The organism is Bacillus sp. FSL K6-6540 (assembly GCF_038007545.1).
The window spans coordinates 6,927,872-6,945,907 of the sequence record NZ_JBBOXH010000001.1 but is presented as its reverse complement, the minus strand read 5'-3'; the positions used below and the strand labels follow the sequence as shown (position 1 = coordinate 6,945,907).

The following is an 18,036-nucleotide window of genomic DNA, read 5'->3' as shown; positions in this document are numbered from 1 at the left end:
GGACTTAAGCATCCTAGTTGGAATAGGGCTTGACAGCCGGATGATGCCGGGATAAACTGAGTTAAATTTTTCGAAAAATGCTTGGATGAGGACGCCAAGATCGCAAAGGAAGCTGAATCAGAGAACTGCTGGGCGGTGCGAAGCAGTCAGCGGCGATGAATTGGCCATCACCTCGGAGCAGATCCGCCGATTTATGTTGAGGCGTATCCGGGTTTACCCAGCCGTTACCATGGGGCATCATTGATGGATGATGACAAGAGTGCGTGCCCGGCTAGCCGGCACGAATCAGGGTGGTAACGCGGAGACAAGGCTCCGTCCCTACAGGGGACGGGGCTTTTTTGTGCTTTGGGATGCCGGAGACGCCAAAAGGCGGCGGGGCCGTCGATCGGTCCACCACTTGGGTCGGGCAGGGAAAGATCATGGGAAGAGAGAGGGATGAATCATGTTAACGAAGCTGATGCCACAGGACGAGGCGCTGTGCCGGGAAGAATTTATTCGGGATGAGGTATCGTACAACCTGATCCATCTCATTGCCGGGTCGCCGCAGCGTATTGGCCTGAAATCGCCGGACGGACGCATGATCTATGCGCAGTCGCCCCGCGGGAACGCCTGGTTATGGATATCCCGGGACGTTACCATGGATCGGCGGCAGCTTCTGCTTCGAGAACTGGTCAGCGAGCTGGGGGAAGCAGCCCTGCCGGGCGTAACGGGAGAACCGGGCGTGGCCGAGCAGTTCGCCAGCTGCTACGCAGAGGAGCGCCATGGAGCCTACCGTCATCAGATGACGATGGAGTCTTACCATGCCCCCGCCGTCAAGAGCCCTTTTGGCGTAGAGGGGAGGATCAGACGAGCCGCTGTGGAAGATACGCAGAAGGTGGCCCGGTTTCTGGTCGGATTCTCGGAAGATGCTTATGGGGTCCGAGCGAATGCGGCAAGCCAGGTCGAGACCGCCGAACGACTCATTCAGCAGGGCGGGTTATATGTATGGATGGCCGGCAGCCACACGGTATCGATGGCCAACATTGCGCACCGGTCGCCAAGGCACGGCCGCATCAACGCGGTGTACACGCCCAAGGAGGAACGAAAAAAAGGGTATGCTAGCGCATTGGTTGCAGACCTTGGATCTATCCTGCTGCAGGAAGGATTGGTTCCCATGCTGTACGCCGACCAGGCCAACCCGGACTCCAACCGGCTGTATCAACATATCGGGTTTACCCGATGCGGGACGATTAGCGACTTCAAGTTTGTCCACAATGGATAACGAAGCCCCGATGCGGCAAGGCCTGGACAAAGCTGGGGAAGACGAGGGGCCTCAACAAGTGTTATTCTATAAAGGTAGCTAGAAAATGCCGGGCCCGATTGGACAGGACATGATCCCTGAGCCAAACAATGCCCACGTCCGATTGGAAATCAGCGCTTGTAATGGATAGCGTCCGGATGTCGGGAATCGCGAATGAGGACATGACCGACTCGGGCAAAATGGTGGCGCCAATGCCTTCGGCTACCAAAGCGACGATAATGGCAACGCTGGAGCATTCGCATATGACGCGCGGCTCAAGTTCGCCGCGTTTGAATTCTTGAATGACCCGCTCATGCATCCCGATCGTCTGATCGGTTTTTAAGGACAGGAACGGATATTCCGCCAGCTCGCGCATCGAGATTTCCGAATGGGAGGCAATGCTCTCCCAGCTGCTTGGAATGACCGCGACGAACGGGTCGGAGGGCAGGGGCTGAACGGCATAACGCTCGGGCCCGAAGCTGGATTCGAACGGAAGCCGGGTCACTGCGAGCTCGATATTGCGCTTGTCGAGCTGATCGGCCAGCAGGGAATGGTCGCCTTCCCGAATCTTGAAGGTGACCTCGGGATATTGCTGCCGGAAGATATGGATGCGCTGAGGCAGGAGCGAAATGCAGGAGACGACGGCACCGATGGAGAGCATGCCGCGGACTCCCGCGTGGATCTCTTTCACCTCGGTCAGCGTTTCATTGAACTGGTTCAGCAGGGAGGCGGCCCTGCTCTGCAGCAGCTCGCCTGCGTGGGTGAGCTGAAGCTGCTTGCCGCTGCGTTCAAATAGCAGCACGCCGAGTTCTTCCTCCATCAGCTTCAGCTGACGGCTTAATGGAGGCTGCTCCATGTTAAGCTGTTTAGCCGCACGTGTGATCTGTCCTTCCTGGGCGATCGTCAGGAAATATCGCAGCTGCCGAATGTCCATTTTTCATACCCCCTCTCCATACCTTAAAGGTATGGTATCCCTATAAATCAGATATTTTTAATATAGGGCATCGATTGATATGATTCAACTAATAACGTTTGCAAAATAAGGAGATGTGTGCACATGAATTACGCGATATCCGTGGAATTAACGACCACCCCGAAGGAGAAGCCGAGCCATCATAAACAGGCTTTCGGCACGGTATTTACGGATCATATGTTTATTCTGGACTATGACGCCGGCAAAGGCTGGCACGACCCGCGCGTCGTCCCGTACCAACCGATCGAACTTGACCCTGCCGCCAAAGTATTTCACTATGGCCAGACCGTATTCGAAGGCCTGAAGGCTTACCTGACGGAAGATCAGCGGATTCTCATGTTCCGTCCGAACAAAAATATTCAGCGGCTGAACCTGTCCAACCAGCGCCTGAGCATTCCGACATTGGACGAAGGGCTTGTGATGGAAGCGCTCAAGCAGCTCGTGCTCGTGGATCGCGACTGGATTCCTTCCGAGCCGGGCACATCGCTCTATATCCGTCCGTTTGTCATCGCAACCGAGCCCGTGCTCGGCGTAGCGCCGTCGCTGCAATACAAGTTCATGATCATCCTGTCGGTGGTCGGTTCGTATTATGCGGAAGGCATCAATCCGGTCAGCATCTACGTGGAGCCGAAATACGTGCGTGCCGTTGCCGGGGGCGTGGGCAATGCCAAGACGGCCGGCAACTATGCGGCAGGTTTGAAAGCGCAGGATGAAGCCACCCTAAAAGGATATTCGCAGGTGCTGTGGCTCGATGGGGTGCACCGCAAATATATCGAGGAAGTCGGCAGCATGAACGTGTTCTTCAAGATCGGCGATAAGGTGATAACGCCTGCGCTGAACGGAAGCATCCTGGATGGGGTTACCCGGAACTCCGTCATCCAGCTGCTGCAGCATTGGAACATCCCCGTGGAAGAGCGGGCCCTTTCCATCGATGAAATCGTGGAGGCTCACCGCAGCGGCTTGTTGACCGAGGCTTTCGGCACCGGCACGGCAGCGGTGATATCGCCGATCGGTTCACTGGAATGGCAGGAGGAGCAATTGGTGATTGGCGAGGGAGCGACCGGCGAGCTTTCCAAACGCGTTTATGATGCCATCACGGGCATCCAGCTCGGAACCGTTGAGGATCCGTTCGGCTGGACGGTTGAACTTCCATTATCTTAATGCACCTGTAAGGATCCGCCCCAGGCATACTTGGGGGCGGATCCTTTTTTTTCACGGGCAAGAATAAGGCTTCCGTGGTTTACCTTCTATCTCGCCGCAGCTTGCGGTTTAATCATCTGAGCGTAAACGTCGCTCCATGTTTTTCTTAAGAGAGGCGCTCATGTTACGATGTGAGTACATCGTTGACACGTTATTTACGAGGCATGGAGGTGCAATTGAAGTGAATCGTCCGCAAAGCGTCGTTCCGGACGCCATAGATTTTTCGAACGCTGCCTTTCCGTTTACCGCGTCGACCACGCACGGCATATTCGCCGGAGCCCAGCGCCTGCATTGGCATCATGCGTTGGAGCTTAACTATATTCAAGGCGGAACCGGTTTTATTCTGATCAACGGGATGAAGCTCCCGTTTCGGCAGGGGGATATCATATTCATCAACAGTAATGATCTGCATCGCGCGTATGAGACCGAGAACCTGGTCATGGACGTCATTATGTTCGAGCCCTCCCTGCTGTCCATCGATCTCAAGTTCGATCCGGACCTGATGGCTCCCTTCCGCTCGCTCGGAAACGTAGACAGGCAATCTCCGGTGCACGATGAACTGGCCCGGCTGCTTCGGCGCATGATGGAGGAGTATAAAGCCCGGGGGACCTCTTATATGAGCCTGATCCGTTCGGATCTCATTCGTTTCCTGAGCTTGGCGAACCGCCATCTGTCGTCTCCGGCTCAGGAGCACAGGCCGATCAAGGGCAGGGGGATGCACGCGTTAAAAGAAGTACTGCGCACGATGGAGCTTCATCTGGACTACGGCTGGACGCTGCAGGAGCTGTCGGATTTAACGCATCTGAGCCCTTCCCGGTTCAGCGCCCTGTTCCAGCAGGCGGTCGGAACCTCACCGCATCATTATCTGATCCAGCTGCGCTTGACCCATGCCGTGCACCTGTTGGAGACGACGGACCAGAAGATTATCGAGATCGCGGAAACCTGCGGGTTCCGGAATCTGTCCAATTTCAATCGTCTGTTCAAGCAGCATGTCGGGGCTTCGCCAAGCGAGATCCGGGAGCGCGCTTATGCAGGCAGTCCCATGATCCCCTCCGCCACGAGTTCCAAGAAACAGTAAGATAGTATCACTCCTTGATCGTATAACAGTAGATGGCAACCTGTGGAAGCGGTATCTTAAACATATACCACCACATGACGCCGCCGTTAGGCGGGTAGGAGTGAAGTCCATGAGTTTGTATCTGGGCGTGGATGCCGGCGGCAGCAAAACACACGCCGTCATCTGCGATGAACAAGGGAATATCCTTGGCAAGGGAGCGTCCGGCAACGGCAATCACCAGATTCACCGTGAGCATGCGGCCCGTAACATTGAGGAGGCCTGCAACCGGGCGCTTCAAGAGGCTGGAGCTGCCAAGGAAGATATCAGTTATGCCTATTTCGGCCTGGCCGGAGCCGATCGGGAAGCCGATTACGAGATTCTGCGTCCGATGATCGGGGCGCTCGGATATCCGAGGCATGCCATCGCATGCGATACCATCATCGGGATGAGGGCGGGAACGAGCCGTCCGTATGGCGCCGCATTGATCTGCGGTACGGGCTTCAACAGCGCCGCCCGTAACCGTGCGGGGGAAGAGCTGCAGTATGGCGGCTTCGGTTTCTTGTACGGGGATGGATACGCTGGCGGATCGGGGTTTGCTACGCTTGCCTTCCGGGCGGTTATTCGGGCCTGGGATGAGCGGGGACCGGCAACCTTGTTGACGTCGCTCGTTCTGGAGCAGATGGGATATACATCCGTCGAACCGATGTACGAGGATGTCCTCTACGGCAAGACGAAGGTTCCGCCAAGTCTGGTGAAGACGCTGTTTCAGGCGGCTGAAGCGGGCGACGAGGTGGCTACCTGGATTCTCGAGAACGAAGGCGAGGAGCTGGCCAATGCGGTATGCACGCTGATCCGACGGCTGGACATGGCGGACGAAGCCTTCGACATCGTCTACATCGGCAGCGTGCTGAACAGGCCGAACAGCTCGATCCTGACGGATGCAATCGAACGGATCGTTGCGGTCCGGGCACCCCATGCATCCTGCGTAAGGCTGACATCCGATCCGGTTTCCGGCGCGCTGCTGTGCGCGATGGATGCCGACGGTCATGCCGTTGATGTTGAGACGGAGGCCAAACTGAAAGCATTTACGTTTGAGCAGGCAACCACAGCCTGATCAGCATATCGTTGTAATAGAGCGTAATAGATCCGGATCGAAACGGATTGATATCATACCTTGGAGGCGATTAACGTGGCAGCAGGATTGAAGATAGCGGTCATCGGGGGAGGTTCCTCCTATACCCCGGAAATTGTAGAAGGTTTCATTCGCAATTATGAGCAAATGCCGATTCGCGAACTATGGTTCGTTGATATTGAAGAAGGTAAGCATAAGCTGGAGATCGTGGGCAATTTGGCCAAACGCATGGTCAAGGAGTCGGGTCTGCCGATCGAGGTTCACCTGACGCTGGATCGGAGGCAGGCGATTGCGGGTGCCGATTTCGTGACGACCCAGATGCGCGTCGGCTTGCTGGCGGCACGCAAGCAGGATGAGCATATTCCGATTAAACACGGCGTCATCGGCCAGGAGACGACGGGTCCGGGAGGCATGCTGAAGGCGCTGCGCACGGTACCGGTGATTCTGGACATTTGCCGCGATATCGAAGAGCTGGCACCGAATGCGTGGATGCTGAACTTCACGAATCCGGCAGGCATCGTCACCGAGGCGGTTGCGAAGCACAGCAAGGTCAAATCCGTCGGTCTGTGCAACTCCCCGATTAACTTTCAGAAGTTCCTGGCGGCGGAGTACGGCGTGTCGGAGAGGGACGTTCTGGCCGAGTTCGTCGGGATCAACCATCTCCATTGGGTGACGTCGGCGATCGTCAACGGCGAAGAGAAAATGCCGGAGCTGCTGGACGGCGGGAAATCGTATACGGCGAAGAACGTGCCGACCTTCGGCTGGGATGCGGATTTTATCCGTTCGCTTGGGGCGATTCCGACCTATTATCTTAAATATTTCTACATGACCGATACGATGTTCGCGGACATGAAGGCCTCGCTGGAGAAGGACGGAACCCGGGCGGACGTGGTCAGCCGGGTAGAGGAGGAGCTGTTCGAGCTCTACAAGGACGAGAATTTGGCCGTGAAGCCGAAGCAGCTGGAGCAGCGCGGCGGCGCTTATTATTCCGAAGCGGCCGTCAACCTGATGACGTCCATTTATAATGACCGTCATGATATTCAGACGCTGAACGTTTCCAACGGCAATATCTACGACTTCCTGCCTGCGGATGCCAGCATCGAGATCAACTGCGTGGTTACGGGCCAAGGGCCAATACCGCTGGCGCCGCAAAAGGTTCCTTCCCATGTGAAGGGACTGATGCATGCGGTGAAAGTGTACGAACAATTGACGATCGAAGCTGCCATTACCGGCGATCGCGGCATTGCGCTGCAGGCGCTGGTGCATCATCCGCTGGTGCCGTCCGTGACCGTAGCGAAGCAGCTGCTCGATGAAATGCTGGAGGCGAACAAAAAATACTTGCCGGCTTTTTTTAATCCGGAGGCCGTGGTGTAACAAGATATCCAGGGCAACATAAAGTGGAAACTTGAAAAAAAACGAGCCTCAGCATGGCGCTGAAGCTCGTTTTTTATGTTTTCCTTGCAGGCTTAACCTCTAAGACTGACGGACAGCAGCGGAATGCCGCGGTCCGAAGATCGGTGCCGCAGATCGATTCACGCGGCCAGCGCTGCCACCCGTTATACGCCTGAATATGCCATGAAGCCGCCGTCCACGGGAATGACCGTTCCCGTAACGAAGCCGGAGGTCTGATCGTCCACGAGCCAGAGCAGGGTGCCGAGCAGATCCTCCGGCACGCCGAACCGCCTCATGGGGGTATGGGAGATGATTTTATGAGACCGCTCGGTTAATGAACCGTCGCTATGGGTCAGCAGATTGCGGTTCTGCTCGGTCAGGAAGAAGCCCGGCGCAATCGCGTTCACGCGAATGCCGGATTCCGCGAGATGTACGGACAGCCACTGCGTAAAGTTGTTGATGGCCGCTTTGGCTGCACTGTAAGCCGGAACCTTGGTCATCGGGCTGGGTGCGCTCATGGACGAGATATTCAGCACGACGGCCCCGGGACGTCCCAGCATCCCTTCCGCAAAGACTTGCGTCGGTATCAGCGTGCCGATGAAGTTCAAATCGAATACGCTGCGGAAGCCAGGTACGCTTAACCCGAAGAAGGTTGTCACATCGGACTGCCCCACATCCTCCGGACGGAAAATCTCGTTGGTTGTATTCGCGTCTTTCCGATTGCCGCCGGCTCCGTTAATCAGGATATCGCAGGGTCCGAAAGACTCGCGCACAGCTTTTTCCGCTTGCCGGACGCTTTCCACATCCGTTACATCGCAGGGAACGGCAATCGCCGTACCGCCGGCAGCCGTAATTTCATCGGCCACCTGCTGCCCTTTCTCGGCCGTACGGTTCAAGACGGCCACCTTGGCACCTTGCCGCCCCAGCTCAAGAGCCATCGCCCGGCACAATACGCCGGAGCCGCCCGTAATGACAACCGTCTTCCCGTTTAATGACGGATGAATGGGAAGGGATGGCGTCGCTTGCGGTGCGGATTCAACAGAAGCTCCGCTTGATCCGGGTTCAGATGTACCCGCTCCATGGATATTTGCCTCACTCATTGTACGGCCTCCTTCAGCTCGGCTGGACTTCCCGCGCGCTCCCGGCTGTAAGCGTCCCACAGCCCCCAGAGATACATAATGCCCAAGGCGCGGTCATACAGGCCGTAACCCGGACGGCACTGCTCGCCCCAGATATGCCGCCCGTGATCGGGCCTTACGTATCCGGTGAAACCGTTGTCATGATAGGCCTGCACAATGCCGGAAATATCGACGGTGCCGTCCTCGGTACGATGGGACGTTTCGATGAAATCGCCGTTCTCGTAGACGCGTACGTTCCGGATATGCGCGAACGGAATCCGGTCGTGGAACTCATGGATCATGGAGACGATGTCATTGTCCGGATTGGCGCCAAGCGAGCCGCTGCACAGGGTCAGGCTGTTCGCCGGGCTATCGTACAGCTGCAGGAATCTCCGGAGATTTTCCTGGCTGGTGATGACCCGCGGCAGGCCGAAGATCGGCCAAGGCGGATCATCCGGGTGAATGGCCATTCGGATGCCGTTCTTCTCGGCAGCCGGGATGACGGCGCTCAAGAAATATTCGAGGTTGCTCCACAAGTCCTCCTCGGTAACGCCGCGGTACGCTTCGAACAGGGAGGTCAGATGCGCCAAACGCTCCGGCTCCCAGCCCGGCATGGTAAGCGCGCTGTTCCGGTTGATCGTCTGAACCAGCTCCATCGGATCGATGCCGTGGATTTTGGCCTTCTCGAAGAAGAGGGCCGTCGAACCATCGGGGGTCTGTTTATGAAGATCGGTTCTAGCCCAATCGAACACCGGCATGAAATTGTAGCAGATGACTTTGACGCCGACCTGGCCCAATTTCTCAATCGTCCGGATGTAGTTGGCTATGTACTGATCCCGGGAAGAAAGGCCGAGTTTGATGTCTTCGTGCACATTCACGCTTTCCACGACGTCAATATGAAGCCCGTACGCTTTGGCCTGGTCCGCAATTTCCTCAATTCGCTCCATCGGCCATTCCTCGCCGACAGGAATATCGTGAAGTGCCCATACGATGCCCTCCACGCCGGGGATTTGTCTAATCTGATCCAGCGAGACCGTATCGTTGCCCTCGCCGAACCATCTGAATACCATGCGCATTTCTTCACCGTCCTTTACAAGTTTAAGGAGTTAACGCACTGCGGGGAATTTTGCAGTTACGAGTGTAACGCCAAGATGAAGCCGTGACGAATAAGGGTCTTTTGCGGGTAACGGCTTATTTGAAATAATCGGGATGCTTCTCTTTCAGCACGGCCAGATTGGAGATAATCAGGCTCAGATGCTGCTGCATTTCACGTTCGGCATGATCGGCGTCATGACGCGAAATCGCATCCGCGATCTCCCGATGCTGCTCGTACAGGTTGGTCCAATTCGGATCGGCAGACAGCCATAACATTCGGCTCCGGTTCAGATGAGCGTTCATCTGCTGCAGCACGTTCCATGTGCCGACCTTGCGGCAGCCTTCAAACAGAATACGGTGGAAGGCCTCATCCAGCTCAAACATGTGCTTGCCGTCATGCTTCTCGATGCTCTCGCGCTGCTCGGACAGATTTCGCTCCAGCTCGGCGAATTTCTCTTCGGGGAAGCTTTCGCAGGCAAGCCGGACGACGGCCTTCTCCAGCTGCTCGCGCATGAAGCGCGCTTCCTCGACCAGCTCCGAATCGATGAGCGAGACGCGCGTGCCGCGCTGGGGAAGCACGACCACAAGGTCCTCCTGGGCCAGGCGGACGAAGCTTTCCCGCACCGGCGTCCGGCTGACTTCGAAGGAAAGGGAAACCTCCTTCTCGGACAGAGCCGTTCCCGGGGGCAGCTCGAGACTGACAATCTGCTGCTTCAGCCGGGAGTACACGATATGTCCGGCCGATCCTGGCTGTAATCGCAAAGATTCTACCACTGCATCACCTCCTAATGTATTCCATACTACCATACTTGTATGGTAGTATGGAACTGAAAATCGAAATAAGAATCGGAGGGGAACCACATGAGCCGTTTGGACACGGAAAATCTGCTGCTGAACAGCAACAGCGCGAAGAAACTTTATTATGATTATGCGGAAGGGATGCCGATATTCGATTACCACAACCATCTGAACCCGAAGGATATTGCCATCAACCGGCAGTTTGATAACCTGACAGAGCTATGGCTGGAGGGGGACCATTACAAATGGAGGGCAATGCGCTGGCTTGGCGTCGACGAAGAGCTGATTACAGGCAGCGCCAGTCCTGAAGCGAAGTTCATGGCCTGGGCGGCATGCGTTCCGCGATTGGTCGGCAATCCGCTCTATCACTGGACCCATCTGGAGCTGACCCGCTATTTCGGGATTCAAGAGCGGTTGACCGCGGAGAATGCCAAGGAGATCTGGGACGCTTGCAATGAGCAGCTGAAGGCTCCTGCCTTGCGGGCAGGCGGAATTTTGGAAAAATTCAAGGTCAACGTGGCCTGCACGACGGATGATCCCGTCGATTCGCTGGAGTTTCACCGGGCCATTCGGGATCAGGGGGAATTGTCCACCGTCGTGGCCCCTGCATTTCGGCCGGACCGGGTACTGGATATCGCGAACGCGGACTTCCCCTCCTATGCACGGACGCTGGGAACAACGGCCGGTATAGCCGTGGACACCTATCAGGGATTGCTGGATGCCCTGCAGGATCGGACCCAATATTTCCATGACCATGGCTGCCGCCTGTCGGATCACGGCTTTGGCGCTTTTCCTTATGAACAGGCCGACGTTAAAGAAGTTGCGGACATTTACGGCAAAGCCATCGGCGGAGGCAGCTTAACCCCGCTCGAGGAACGGAAATACCGCACCCATACCCTGCTCAAGCTGGGGGAAATGTATCATGCCAAGGGCTGGACCATGCAGTTGCACATTGGGGCGATTCGGAACAATAATGCGCGCATGTTCGCGAAGATCGGCAAGGACAGCGGGTATGACTCGATTCTCGATTTCCATCTGGCGGAAAGCCTGAACGGATTCCTGAGCAGGCTCGACAGGAACGATCAGCTGCCGAAAACCATTGTGTACAGCCTGTATTCCTCGCATTACGAAATGATCGCTACCACGATCGGGAATTTCCAGTCGGCCGGCGTCGAGGGCAAGCTTCAGCTCGGTTCCGCTTGGTGGTTCCACGATCAGAAGGAAGGGATGCTGAAGCAGCTCACCGCGCTGTCTTCCATGGGGCTGATCAGCACCTTTGTCGGCATGCTGACCGATTCCAGGAGCTTTATGTCGTTCCCGCGGCATGAATATTTCCGGAGAGTGCTGTGCCGCCTGTTCGGCGATTGGATCAAGGAAGGGGAACTGCCCGCGGATTATGAATATATCGGTGCTATCATCCAGGATATTTGCTACCACAATGCCGAGCGTTATTTTCAAATTCATTGACAATTGCGTGCAGAGCATGAACAATAGATTTACTATATGAAAGCGTTTGCTGATGAACCGATAGAAGATCTGTTACAGGCAGATGTGCGCGAAAAGGCGAGGGGGACATACCGTGCAAGGGAACCGGGCGATATTGGTGGATGACGAGGTGTTTACGCGCAAAGGGCTTCTGAAGCTGATTGATTGGGAAGCCTGCGGCTTTCACATTGTGGATGAGGCGGATAACGGGGAAGATGCGCTGGAACTGATTGAACGGCTTCGGCCGGATGTGGTCATCACCGATATCCGCATGCCGGTGCTGGATGGACTCGAGCTGATCCGACGCGTCGTCACGGACGATATCGTGAAGCCGTATTTCATTATTGTAAGCGGATACGATGACTTCAACTATGCCCAGCAGGCTGTCCGTTACGGGGTGCATGATTTCATTCTGAAACCGATTGACGAGACGGAATTCAGTCAGGCGCTGGTCCGGCTCAGCGAAAGGCTGGAGTCGGACCGCGAGGCACGCTCGCGGGAAGAGAAGCTATTGTCGGGCGCCTTGATGGAATCGCTCATTATAGGGGAGGCGGATGAGAGTCTGCTGCAGGAATGGGAGCGGCGTCTTGAACTCCGGCCGGAAGACCGTCTGTTCTATGTTTTTGTCGAACGGAACGACTATCCGCCGGCTTCGGCTAACGACAATGACGGAGGCGACTTCAAGGACAGGGTGGAATCGGCGCTTCTTGCGATCTCGAATGGAGAACAGCCCTTCTATCTGCATGAGCACCGCAACCGGATCGGCATCATCGTTCCGGGAAGCATCCTGCAATCGTTCCAGGGGTGTCAGCGGGGATTTGCTAGGCGCCTTCAGCAATCGCTCGCCGATTCGAAGCACGAAAGAATCTTCGTCTATTTTGGCCGGCCGGTTTCACGTCTGTCCCTCGTCCAGGATGCCTACGAAACGGCCAAGCAATCGCTCCTATACAAGTACATCTACGATGAGAGCGGCATCGTGATCCATGAAGAAGCCGCGGTGCATGATCTGCAATACATCGGGCTGGAGGAGCGTCTTTACCAGCAGCTGCTGGAGCAGATCGAGGAGCTGCATTTCGAGAAGCTGGAGGAGACGATTCGTTCGCTGTTCGAATCCTTCCAGGAGAAGCTGTATGCTCCCGAAGCGGTGAAGACGGCGATCAACCAATGCGTGCTGGGCGTGGTCCGTGTGCTCAGCAGCATGGACGGGGATCAGAGCCGGCTGTCCAGTCTCGAGCCGATGACCGAGTGGCATGACCGCAACTTGTCGCTTCAGGGGCTGAAGCGGCTGTTCACGGATTTTGCGATTGAGAGCGCGAACTATATCGGACAGCTGCGCAAGGAACAGCACAAAGGCGGAATCCAGAAGATCCGGGCTTATATCGAGGCCCATTATCATGAGAATATCAGTCTGAAGGGCATCGCCGGGAAGTTTTACATGAACCCGGTTTATCTGGGTCAGCTGTTCAAAAAAGCGTACGGCATGTATTTTAATGATTTTTTGCTCCAGCTGCGCGTGAACGAAGCCAAGCGCTTGCTGCGCCAGACGGATCTGCGCATCTATGAGGTGGCGGAGCGGGTCGGCTTCGGCAATCCGGACTATTTCGTGACGCAATTCGAGAAGATTGAGCGGATGACGCCAAGCGAGTACCGGAACCGCTTGATGAAGGAGGCCGCGTCCGAAGGGACGAATGCATGAAGCCGAGCCTGAATAATGTCCGTCTGCGGGACAAGATGCTGCTGCTTTATTTCCTGGCCGTCTTTTTGCCGATCCTGATTACCAACCTCATCTTCTACAATGTGACGTCCGGCAGCGTAAGGGAGCAGCGGATCCAGGATATTACCGTAGCGCTTGAACAGATGAAGAACGAGTTCCGCCGTGAAGTCGAGGACGCCCTGGAGATCTCCTCGGTCTTCTACACGGACGTTCAATTGAACGAGATCGTGGAAACGGTGTACGATCATCCAGCCGATTATATCGAGGCGTATGATACTTATCTCCGCCGCATATTGAATTCGGGCAGCGCCGTATACAATTCGGTCAGCGAAATTGCGGTGTATGTCGACAATCCGACCCTGCTGTATTCCGGCGGCATCAATTATATCGATGGCCAGGTGAAGGAAGAGGCTTGGTACAAGGCGATCGCGGGCAAGAACGTAACCCAGCCGATCGTGATGCGTACGGGCAAGAACGGTCAATTGGACAGCTTCAGCATCATCCGGAGCATGAATTATTTCAGCTCCCAGGATGACCATACCAAGTATCTCAAGATTGATATGCGGATGCCCTCGATCCGGCAGATCATGAGCAATCTGAATGTGCAGGGCAAAGTGTATCTGCTGAGCGGCGCCGGAAATATCGAATACACTACGGATCCGAAGGTCGATGTCACGCAGGGCGCTGTACCGTACAGCAGCATCGCGCATGGCGACAGGTTTCTGGAGTTTCATACCGATACGTTCACGACCAACAATCTGAACACCTGGACGATCATGGCGGTGACGCCGGAGGATGTGGTGCTGCGCGACGTGCATCAGTCCTTGCGGTTCGTCATTGTGCTGACCTGCCTGAATTTTCTGCTTCCGAGCCTGGTGATTGTTTGGATCAGCCGTTCCCTTAACGTACGACTTGTACGGATTCTCAAACATATGAAGAAGGTTAAGAACCAGAATTACGACACCATCCAAGAGGCTGAGGCGCGTGACGAGATCGGTCAGCTGACGGGTGAATTCAACCGGATGACCTTGCAGCTCAAGAGTCTGATCAATGACGTGTACGTGGCGGATATCCAGAAGAAGAATTTGGAGCTGCAGCGGCGGCACGCGCAATTGAATGCGCTGCAGAGCCAGATTAATCCGCACTTCCTCTTTAATGCCCTGGAGACGATCCGCATGCGCAGCCTGATGAAGGATGAGGATGAGACGGCAAGGATCATTCATAATATGGCGAAGATCTTCCGCAATTCGCTCGTTTGGAAAAAAGACATGGTGACGCTCAAGGAGGAAGTGGAGTTCATCCATTGTTTCCTTGAAATCCAGAAATACCGGTTTGGCGACAAAATCGATTATTCGGTTCATGCTCCAGCCGAAGAGGGTCACCTGCAAATACCGAAAATGGCCATCGTCACGTTTGTGGAAAATGCCAGCATTCACGGCATCGAGCCGCTCAAGCACGGGGGGCGCATTGAAGTTCGGGTTGTGCGCGAGGGCCAATCCCTGTTCTGTACCATTCAGGATAACGGGGCAGGCATGCCCGCGGAGAAGGTGGAACGCATCTACCGTTATCTCGAGACCGAGGACGAGATGGGAGAGCGGATCGGCATACAGAATGTGATTTACCGGTTAAAGCTCTACTACGGCAGCCGGTTCCGGTTTGAAATGGACAGCTCGCCTGGACAGGGCACACGGGTCAAACTGTCCATTCCCATTGAATCATAAGGACGGCAAATCCTGCTGTGGCATTCCGAATCGGAGTGACCCTAGCAGGATTTGTTCGTTAGTCGGCGGAAGTGCAGGGGAGAAGGCTGGCTGCGGAGCTGCCATTTTTCACGGCTAAGGATACGGTTCTATAGTTTTCAAAGTATCACCTAAAGATTGACGGGTGAAAATCGTCCCAGAGCTCTCTTATAATGAAAGTGCTTACAAATTAACGAGACCGAAAGGGGTAGGTCAAGAGCATGAACAAGAAATTTTGGCTGAGCTGTCTGACCGTGGTTATGATGGTATCGCTTCTGGCAGCATGCGGCGGCAGTAAAGAGGCAGCGGATAATACACCGGCAGCCGGCGGCGAAGGCGAGAAGAAAGAAGAGAAGGTCACCTTCACCTATTTCAACGCGGCAGCCGGTAAAGACAAAAATACGAACGAAACCACCATCGGTAAAATTTTCGAAGACCAAACCGGCGTGAATTTTAAAATGGAGCATTTGGTAGGAGACGAGAACACCAAGGTGGGAACCTTCATTGCCAGTAACGACTATCCCGATGTGATTGTGCCGGGGAGCTCAATCGATAAGCTGGTCGGGGCGGGCGCCTTCATTCCGCTCAATGACCTGATCGATAAGTACGGCCCTAACATCAAGCGGGTGTACGAGCCTTATTACAACCTGATGAAAGCCGAGGACGGCAACATTTACTTCCTGCCGCTGAGCGCGGTTGTTGGAGAGTACACGTCGGCTCCGAATATCGAGCAAGGAGCATTCTGGATTCAACGCCGCGTCCTGAAGGAAGCGGGTTATCCGAAAATCAAGACCTTCGACGAGTACCTGGCCCTGATTCGCGACTACGTGAAGAAACATCCGGAGGAAGGCTTGACCGGATATCTGGCACTGACGACGCAGGATAAATTTTTTGCCCTGACCAATGCCCCGATGCACTTGGCCGGCTATCCGAACGACGGCGGCATCATCATCGACATGGAGACTCACGTAGCGAATGATTACGCGGACGACGACATTACGAAGCGGTACCTGCAGGAGCTGAACAAGCTGAATGCGGAAGGCCTGTTCGATAAATCCTCTTTCGTGGACAACTATGATCAATACCTTGCCAAACTGACTTCCGGTAAGGTGCTTGGCTTCTTCGATTATCGATGGCAGGTAGGCCAAGCGATGAACAATCTGCGCGAAACAGCCAGTAAATCGGGTAACGACGATCTCGAATATATGGCGCTGCCGATCGTATACGATGAGAATACCAAGGATCAGTATCTGGATCCGCCATCCTTTGTGAACAACCGCGGCGTCGGGATCTCCGTCAGCGCGAAGGATCCGGAGCGCATTGTGAAGTATTTCAACAACCTGCTGACGGACGAGAACCAGATTCTGTCGAACTGGGGCATCAAGGACGAGACGTATTCCGTCGATGAGAACGGCCGCTTCTACCGTACGGAAGAGCAGATTGCACAGACCAATACGGAAGCCTTCCGCGAATCGTTCGGTTTCAAGTACTTTGAATACAACTGGCCTCGTTACGGGAACGGATCTACGCTTCCTGACGGTAATTCCGTGGGTGCGGGACGCCAGCCTGAGGTTGCCAAAATGTCCTACTCCGAACCGGACAAGACATTGCTTGAAGCATACGACATCGATTCCTTCTCGCAATTGTTTGCGGCACCGGACGACCGTCCATGGTACCCGGCTTGGAGCATTCCGATCGATCAGGGCTCGCCGGCCCAAATCTTCACGCAGAAGAAAAGCGATTTGCAGCGTAAATACTTCCCGAAACTGGTTCTTGCCAGCCCTGCCGAGTTTGACGGCATCTGGAACGAATACGTGGGCGAGTTCGGCAAGCTGGACGTGAAGGGATACGAGGATCTGATCACCGAGGAAGTAGCCAAGAAAATCGCAAATGCCCAAGGACAATAATAGATGAAGGAGAGGCGAACAGGGGCGGACCGCCGAAATGGCCCAAATCCGTCCCTCCTCTTCTAGGGCTGGATAGGAAGGAGAAGAAACCGTGGATAAGGCGAACCCGATTGGACCTGCAGAGACCACGGCGCTACGTGAAACGCCGGCGGTATCGAAAGGTTTCTTCAATAAACAACGAAAAAACGATACTGGTTTGAATCATGAACGGCCATCAGGCGAAAAAAGCTTCTTCCGGAAGCTGCTGCAGCAGAAGGCGCTGGTCTTCATGTCGATTCCTTTTTTGATATGGTTGTTTGTCTTTAAGTACATGCCGCTGTGGGGCTGGACCATCGCGTTTCAGGATTTTAAACCGGCGAAGAAGATATTCGATCAGGAATGGGTAGGCCTGCAGCATTTTACCTTCCTGTTTCAGGACGAACACTTCCTCCGGGTCATGCGCAACACGCTCGCCATGAGTTTCATCAACCTTGTCTTAGGGTTCGTGACGGCGATTGTGTTAGCGATTCTGCTTAATGAACTGCGTAATTTGATGTTCAAACGGGTCGTGCAGACGATCAGTTATTTGCCCCATTTCATCTCTTGGGTTGTGGCTGCGAGCATTATTTCGACGGCCTTGTCCGCAGACGGCGGGATTATCAATGAACTCCTCATGTGGTTCGGGATCATTAAGGAACCGATCCTATGGCTTGGGGAAGGGGAATATTTCTGGGGAATACTCGGTGTTTCGGAAGTATGGAAGAATGTCGGCTGGAACACCATTATATATTTGGCAGCCATGACGATGATCGATCCCTCGCAGTACGAGGCGGCGGAAATCGATGGCGCCGGGCGCTTTCAACGGATCTGGAACATCACCTTGCCGGGTCTGAAGCCGGTATTCATCATCCTGCTGATCATGAATATCGGCAACCTGCTCGAATCCGGTTTTGAACCGCAATACTTGCTTGGCAACGGCATGAACGTGGATTATTCCGAGAACCTGGATATTTTCGTGCTGAAATACGGTATTCAGATGGGCAACTTCTCGCTCTCGATTGCAGCCGGCATGTTCAAGACGGTCGTCAGCTTCATACTCTTGTTCACGGCTAACCATATCGCGAAGAGACTGGGCGAAGACCGATTGTTCTAAGCGAAAGCTTGCGAG

Annotated in this window: 14 protein-coding genes; 10 read left to right on the top strand and 4 right to left on the bottom strand. The window is 54.9% G+C overall.

From position 1 onward, the window contains the following. Window positions 1–442: 442 nt before the first annotated feature. A complete protein-coding gene (locus MHH82_RS31280; RefSeq protein WP_340969414.1) occupies window positions 443–1,261 on the top strand; it encodes a GNAT family N-acetyltransferase in 819 nt (272 codons plus the stop codon). 61 nt (window positions 1,262–1,322) lie between these two features. Here the strand turns inward: MHH82_RS31280 and MHH82_RS31275 are convergent, their stop codons facing one another. Then, window positions 1,323–2,213: a LysR family transcriptional regulator gene (locus MHH82_RS31275; RefSeq protein WP_015737923.1), complete on the bottom strand. Its 891-nt coding sequence runs from the start codon at window positions 2,211–2,213 to the stop codon at window positions 1,323–1,325. 123 nt (window positions 2,214–2,336) lie between these two features. On the opposite strand from MHH82_RS31275, the gene MHH82_RS31270 reads away from it, so the two are divergent. The 4 genes from MHH82_RS31270 (at window position 2,337) to MHH82_RS31255 (ending at window position 7,015) form a co-directional block, all read left to right on the top strand. Continuing rightward, on the top strand, window positions 2,337–3,413 hold the full coding sequence (locus MHH82_RS31270) for a branched-chain amino acid aminotransferase (protein WP_036659382.1): 1,077 nt from the start codon (window positions 2,337–2,339) through the stop codon (window positions 3,411–3,413). A gap of 220 nt (window positions 3,414–3,633) precedes the next feature. Next, window positions 3,634–4,530 carry an AraC family transcriptional regulator gene (locus MHH82_RS31265; RefSeq protein ID WP_041622075.1) on the top strand — a complete coding sequence of 299 codons (897 nt, stop codon included), beginning with the start codon at window positions 3,634–3,636 and terminating at the stop codon, window positions 4,528–4,530. 109 nt (window positions 4,531–4,639) lie between these two features. Then, the gene (locus MHH82_RS31260) at window positions 4,640–5,623 is read left to right on the top strand and encodes an N-acetylglucosamine kinase (RefSeq protein ID WP_340969412.1); all 984 of its coding nucleotides are present in this window, start codon (window positions 4,640–4,642) and stop codon (window positions 5,621–5,623) included. 75 nt (window positions 5,624–5,698) lie between these two features. Then, entirely contained in the window at window positions 5,699–7,015 is a 1,317-nt protein-coding gene (locus tag MHH82_RS31255) for a 6-phospho-beta-glucosidase (protein ID WP_036659380.1), read from the top strand. 182 nt (window positions 7,016–7,197) lie between these two features. Here MHH82_RS31255 and MHH82_RS31250 read toward each other — a convergent pair whose 3' ends face one another. From MHH82_RS31250 to MHH82_RS31240, 3 genes are all read right to left on the bottom strand, one after another. After that, window positions 7,198–8,133, bottom strand: coding sequence for an SDR family oxidoreductase (locus MHH82_RS31250; RefSeq protein WP_340969409.1), 936 nt, complete (start codon window positions 8,131–8,133; stop codon window positions 7,198–7,200). Next, on the bottom strand, window positions 8,130–9,227 hold the full coding sequence (gene uxuA / locus MHH82_RS31245) for a mannonate dehydratase (protein WP_340969407.1): 1,098 nt from the start codon (window positions 9,225–9,227) through the stop codon (window positions 8,130–8,132). The genes MHH82_RS31250 and uxuA overlap by 4 nt, the downstream gene beginning before the upstream one ends. A 115-nt stretch (window positions 9,228–9,342) precedes the next feature. Beyond that, window positions 9,343–10,020, bottom strand: a complete 678-nt coding sequence (locus MHH82_RS31240; protein WP_009592701.1) for a GntR family transcriptional regulator — start codon at window positions 10,018–10,020, stop codon at window positions 9,343–9,345. Between the two features lie 87 nt (window positions 10,021–10,107). On the opposite strand from MHH82_RS31240, the gene uxaC reads away from it, so the two are divergent. The 5 genes from uxaC to MHH82_RS31215 all read left to right on the top strand — a co-directional run bounded on the left by uxaC (window position 10,108) and on the right by MHH82_RS31215 (window position 18,021). Continuing rightward, entirely contained in the window at window positions 10,108–11,511 is a 1,404-nt protein-coding gene (gene uxaC, locus MHH82_RS31235; protein WP_340969404.1) for a glucuronate isomerase, read from the top strand. A 112-nt stretch (window positions 11,512–11,623) separates the two neighbouring features. Then, window positions 11,624–13,225 (top strand): response regulator transcription factor, encoded by a 1,602-nt coding sequence (locus MHH82_RS31230; protein ID WP_340969402.1) that lies wholly within the window; start codon window positions 11,624–11,626, stop codon window positions 13,223–13,225. Beyond that, window positions 13,222–14,964, top strand: a complete 1,743-nt coding sequence (locus MHH82_RS31225; RefSeq protein WP_340969400.1) for a sensor histidine kinase — start codon at window positions 13,222–13,224, stop codon at window positions 14,962–14,964. Before MHH82_RS31230 ends, MHH82_RS31225 begins: the two co-directional genes overlap by 4 nt. A gap of 239 nt (window positions 14,965–15,203) precedes the next feature. Further along, complete coding sequence (locus MHH82_RS31220) at window positions 15,204–16,889, top strand: ABC transporter substrate-binding protein (RefSeq protein ID WP_015737913.1); 1,686 nt, start codon at window positions 15,204–15,206, stop codon at window positions 16,887–16,889. A 91-nt stretch (window positions 16,890–16,980) separates the two neighbouring features. After that, window positions 16,981–18,021: an ABC transporter permease gene (locus MHH82_RS31215; protein ID WP_015737912.1), complete on the top strand. Its 1,041-nt coding sequence runs from the start codon at window positions 16,981–16,983 to the stop codon at window positions 18,019–18,021. Window positions 18,022–18,036 lie beyond the last annotated feature (15 nt).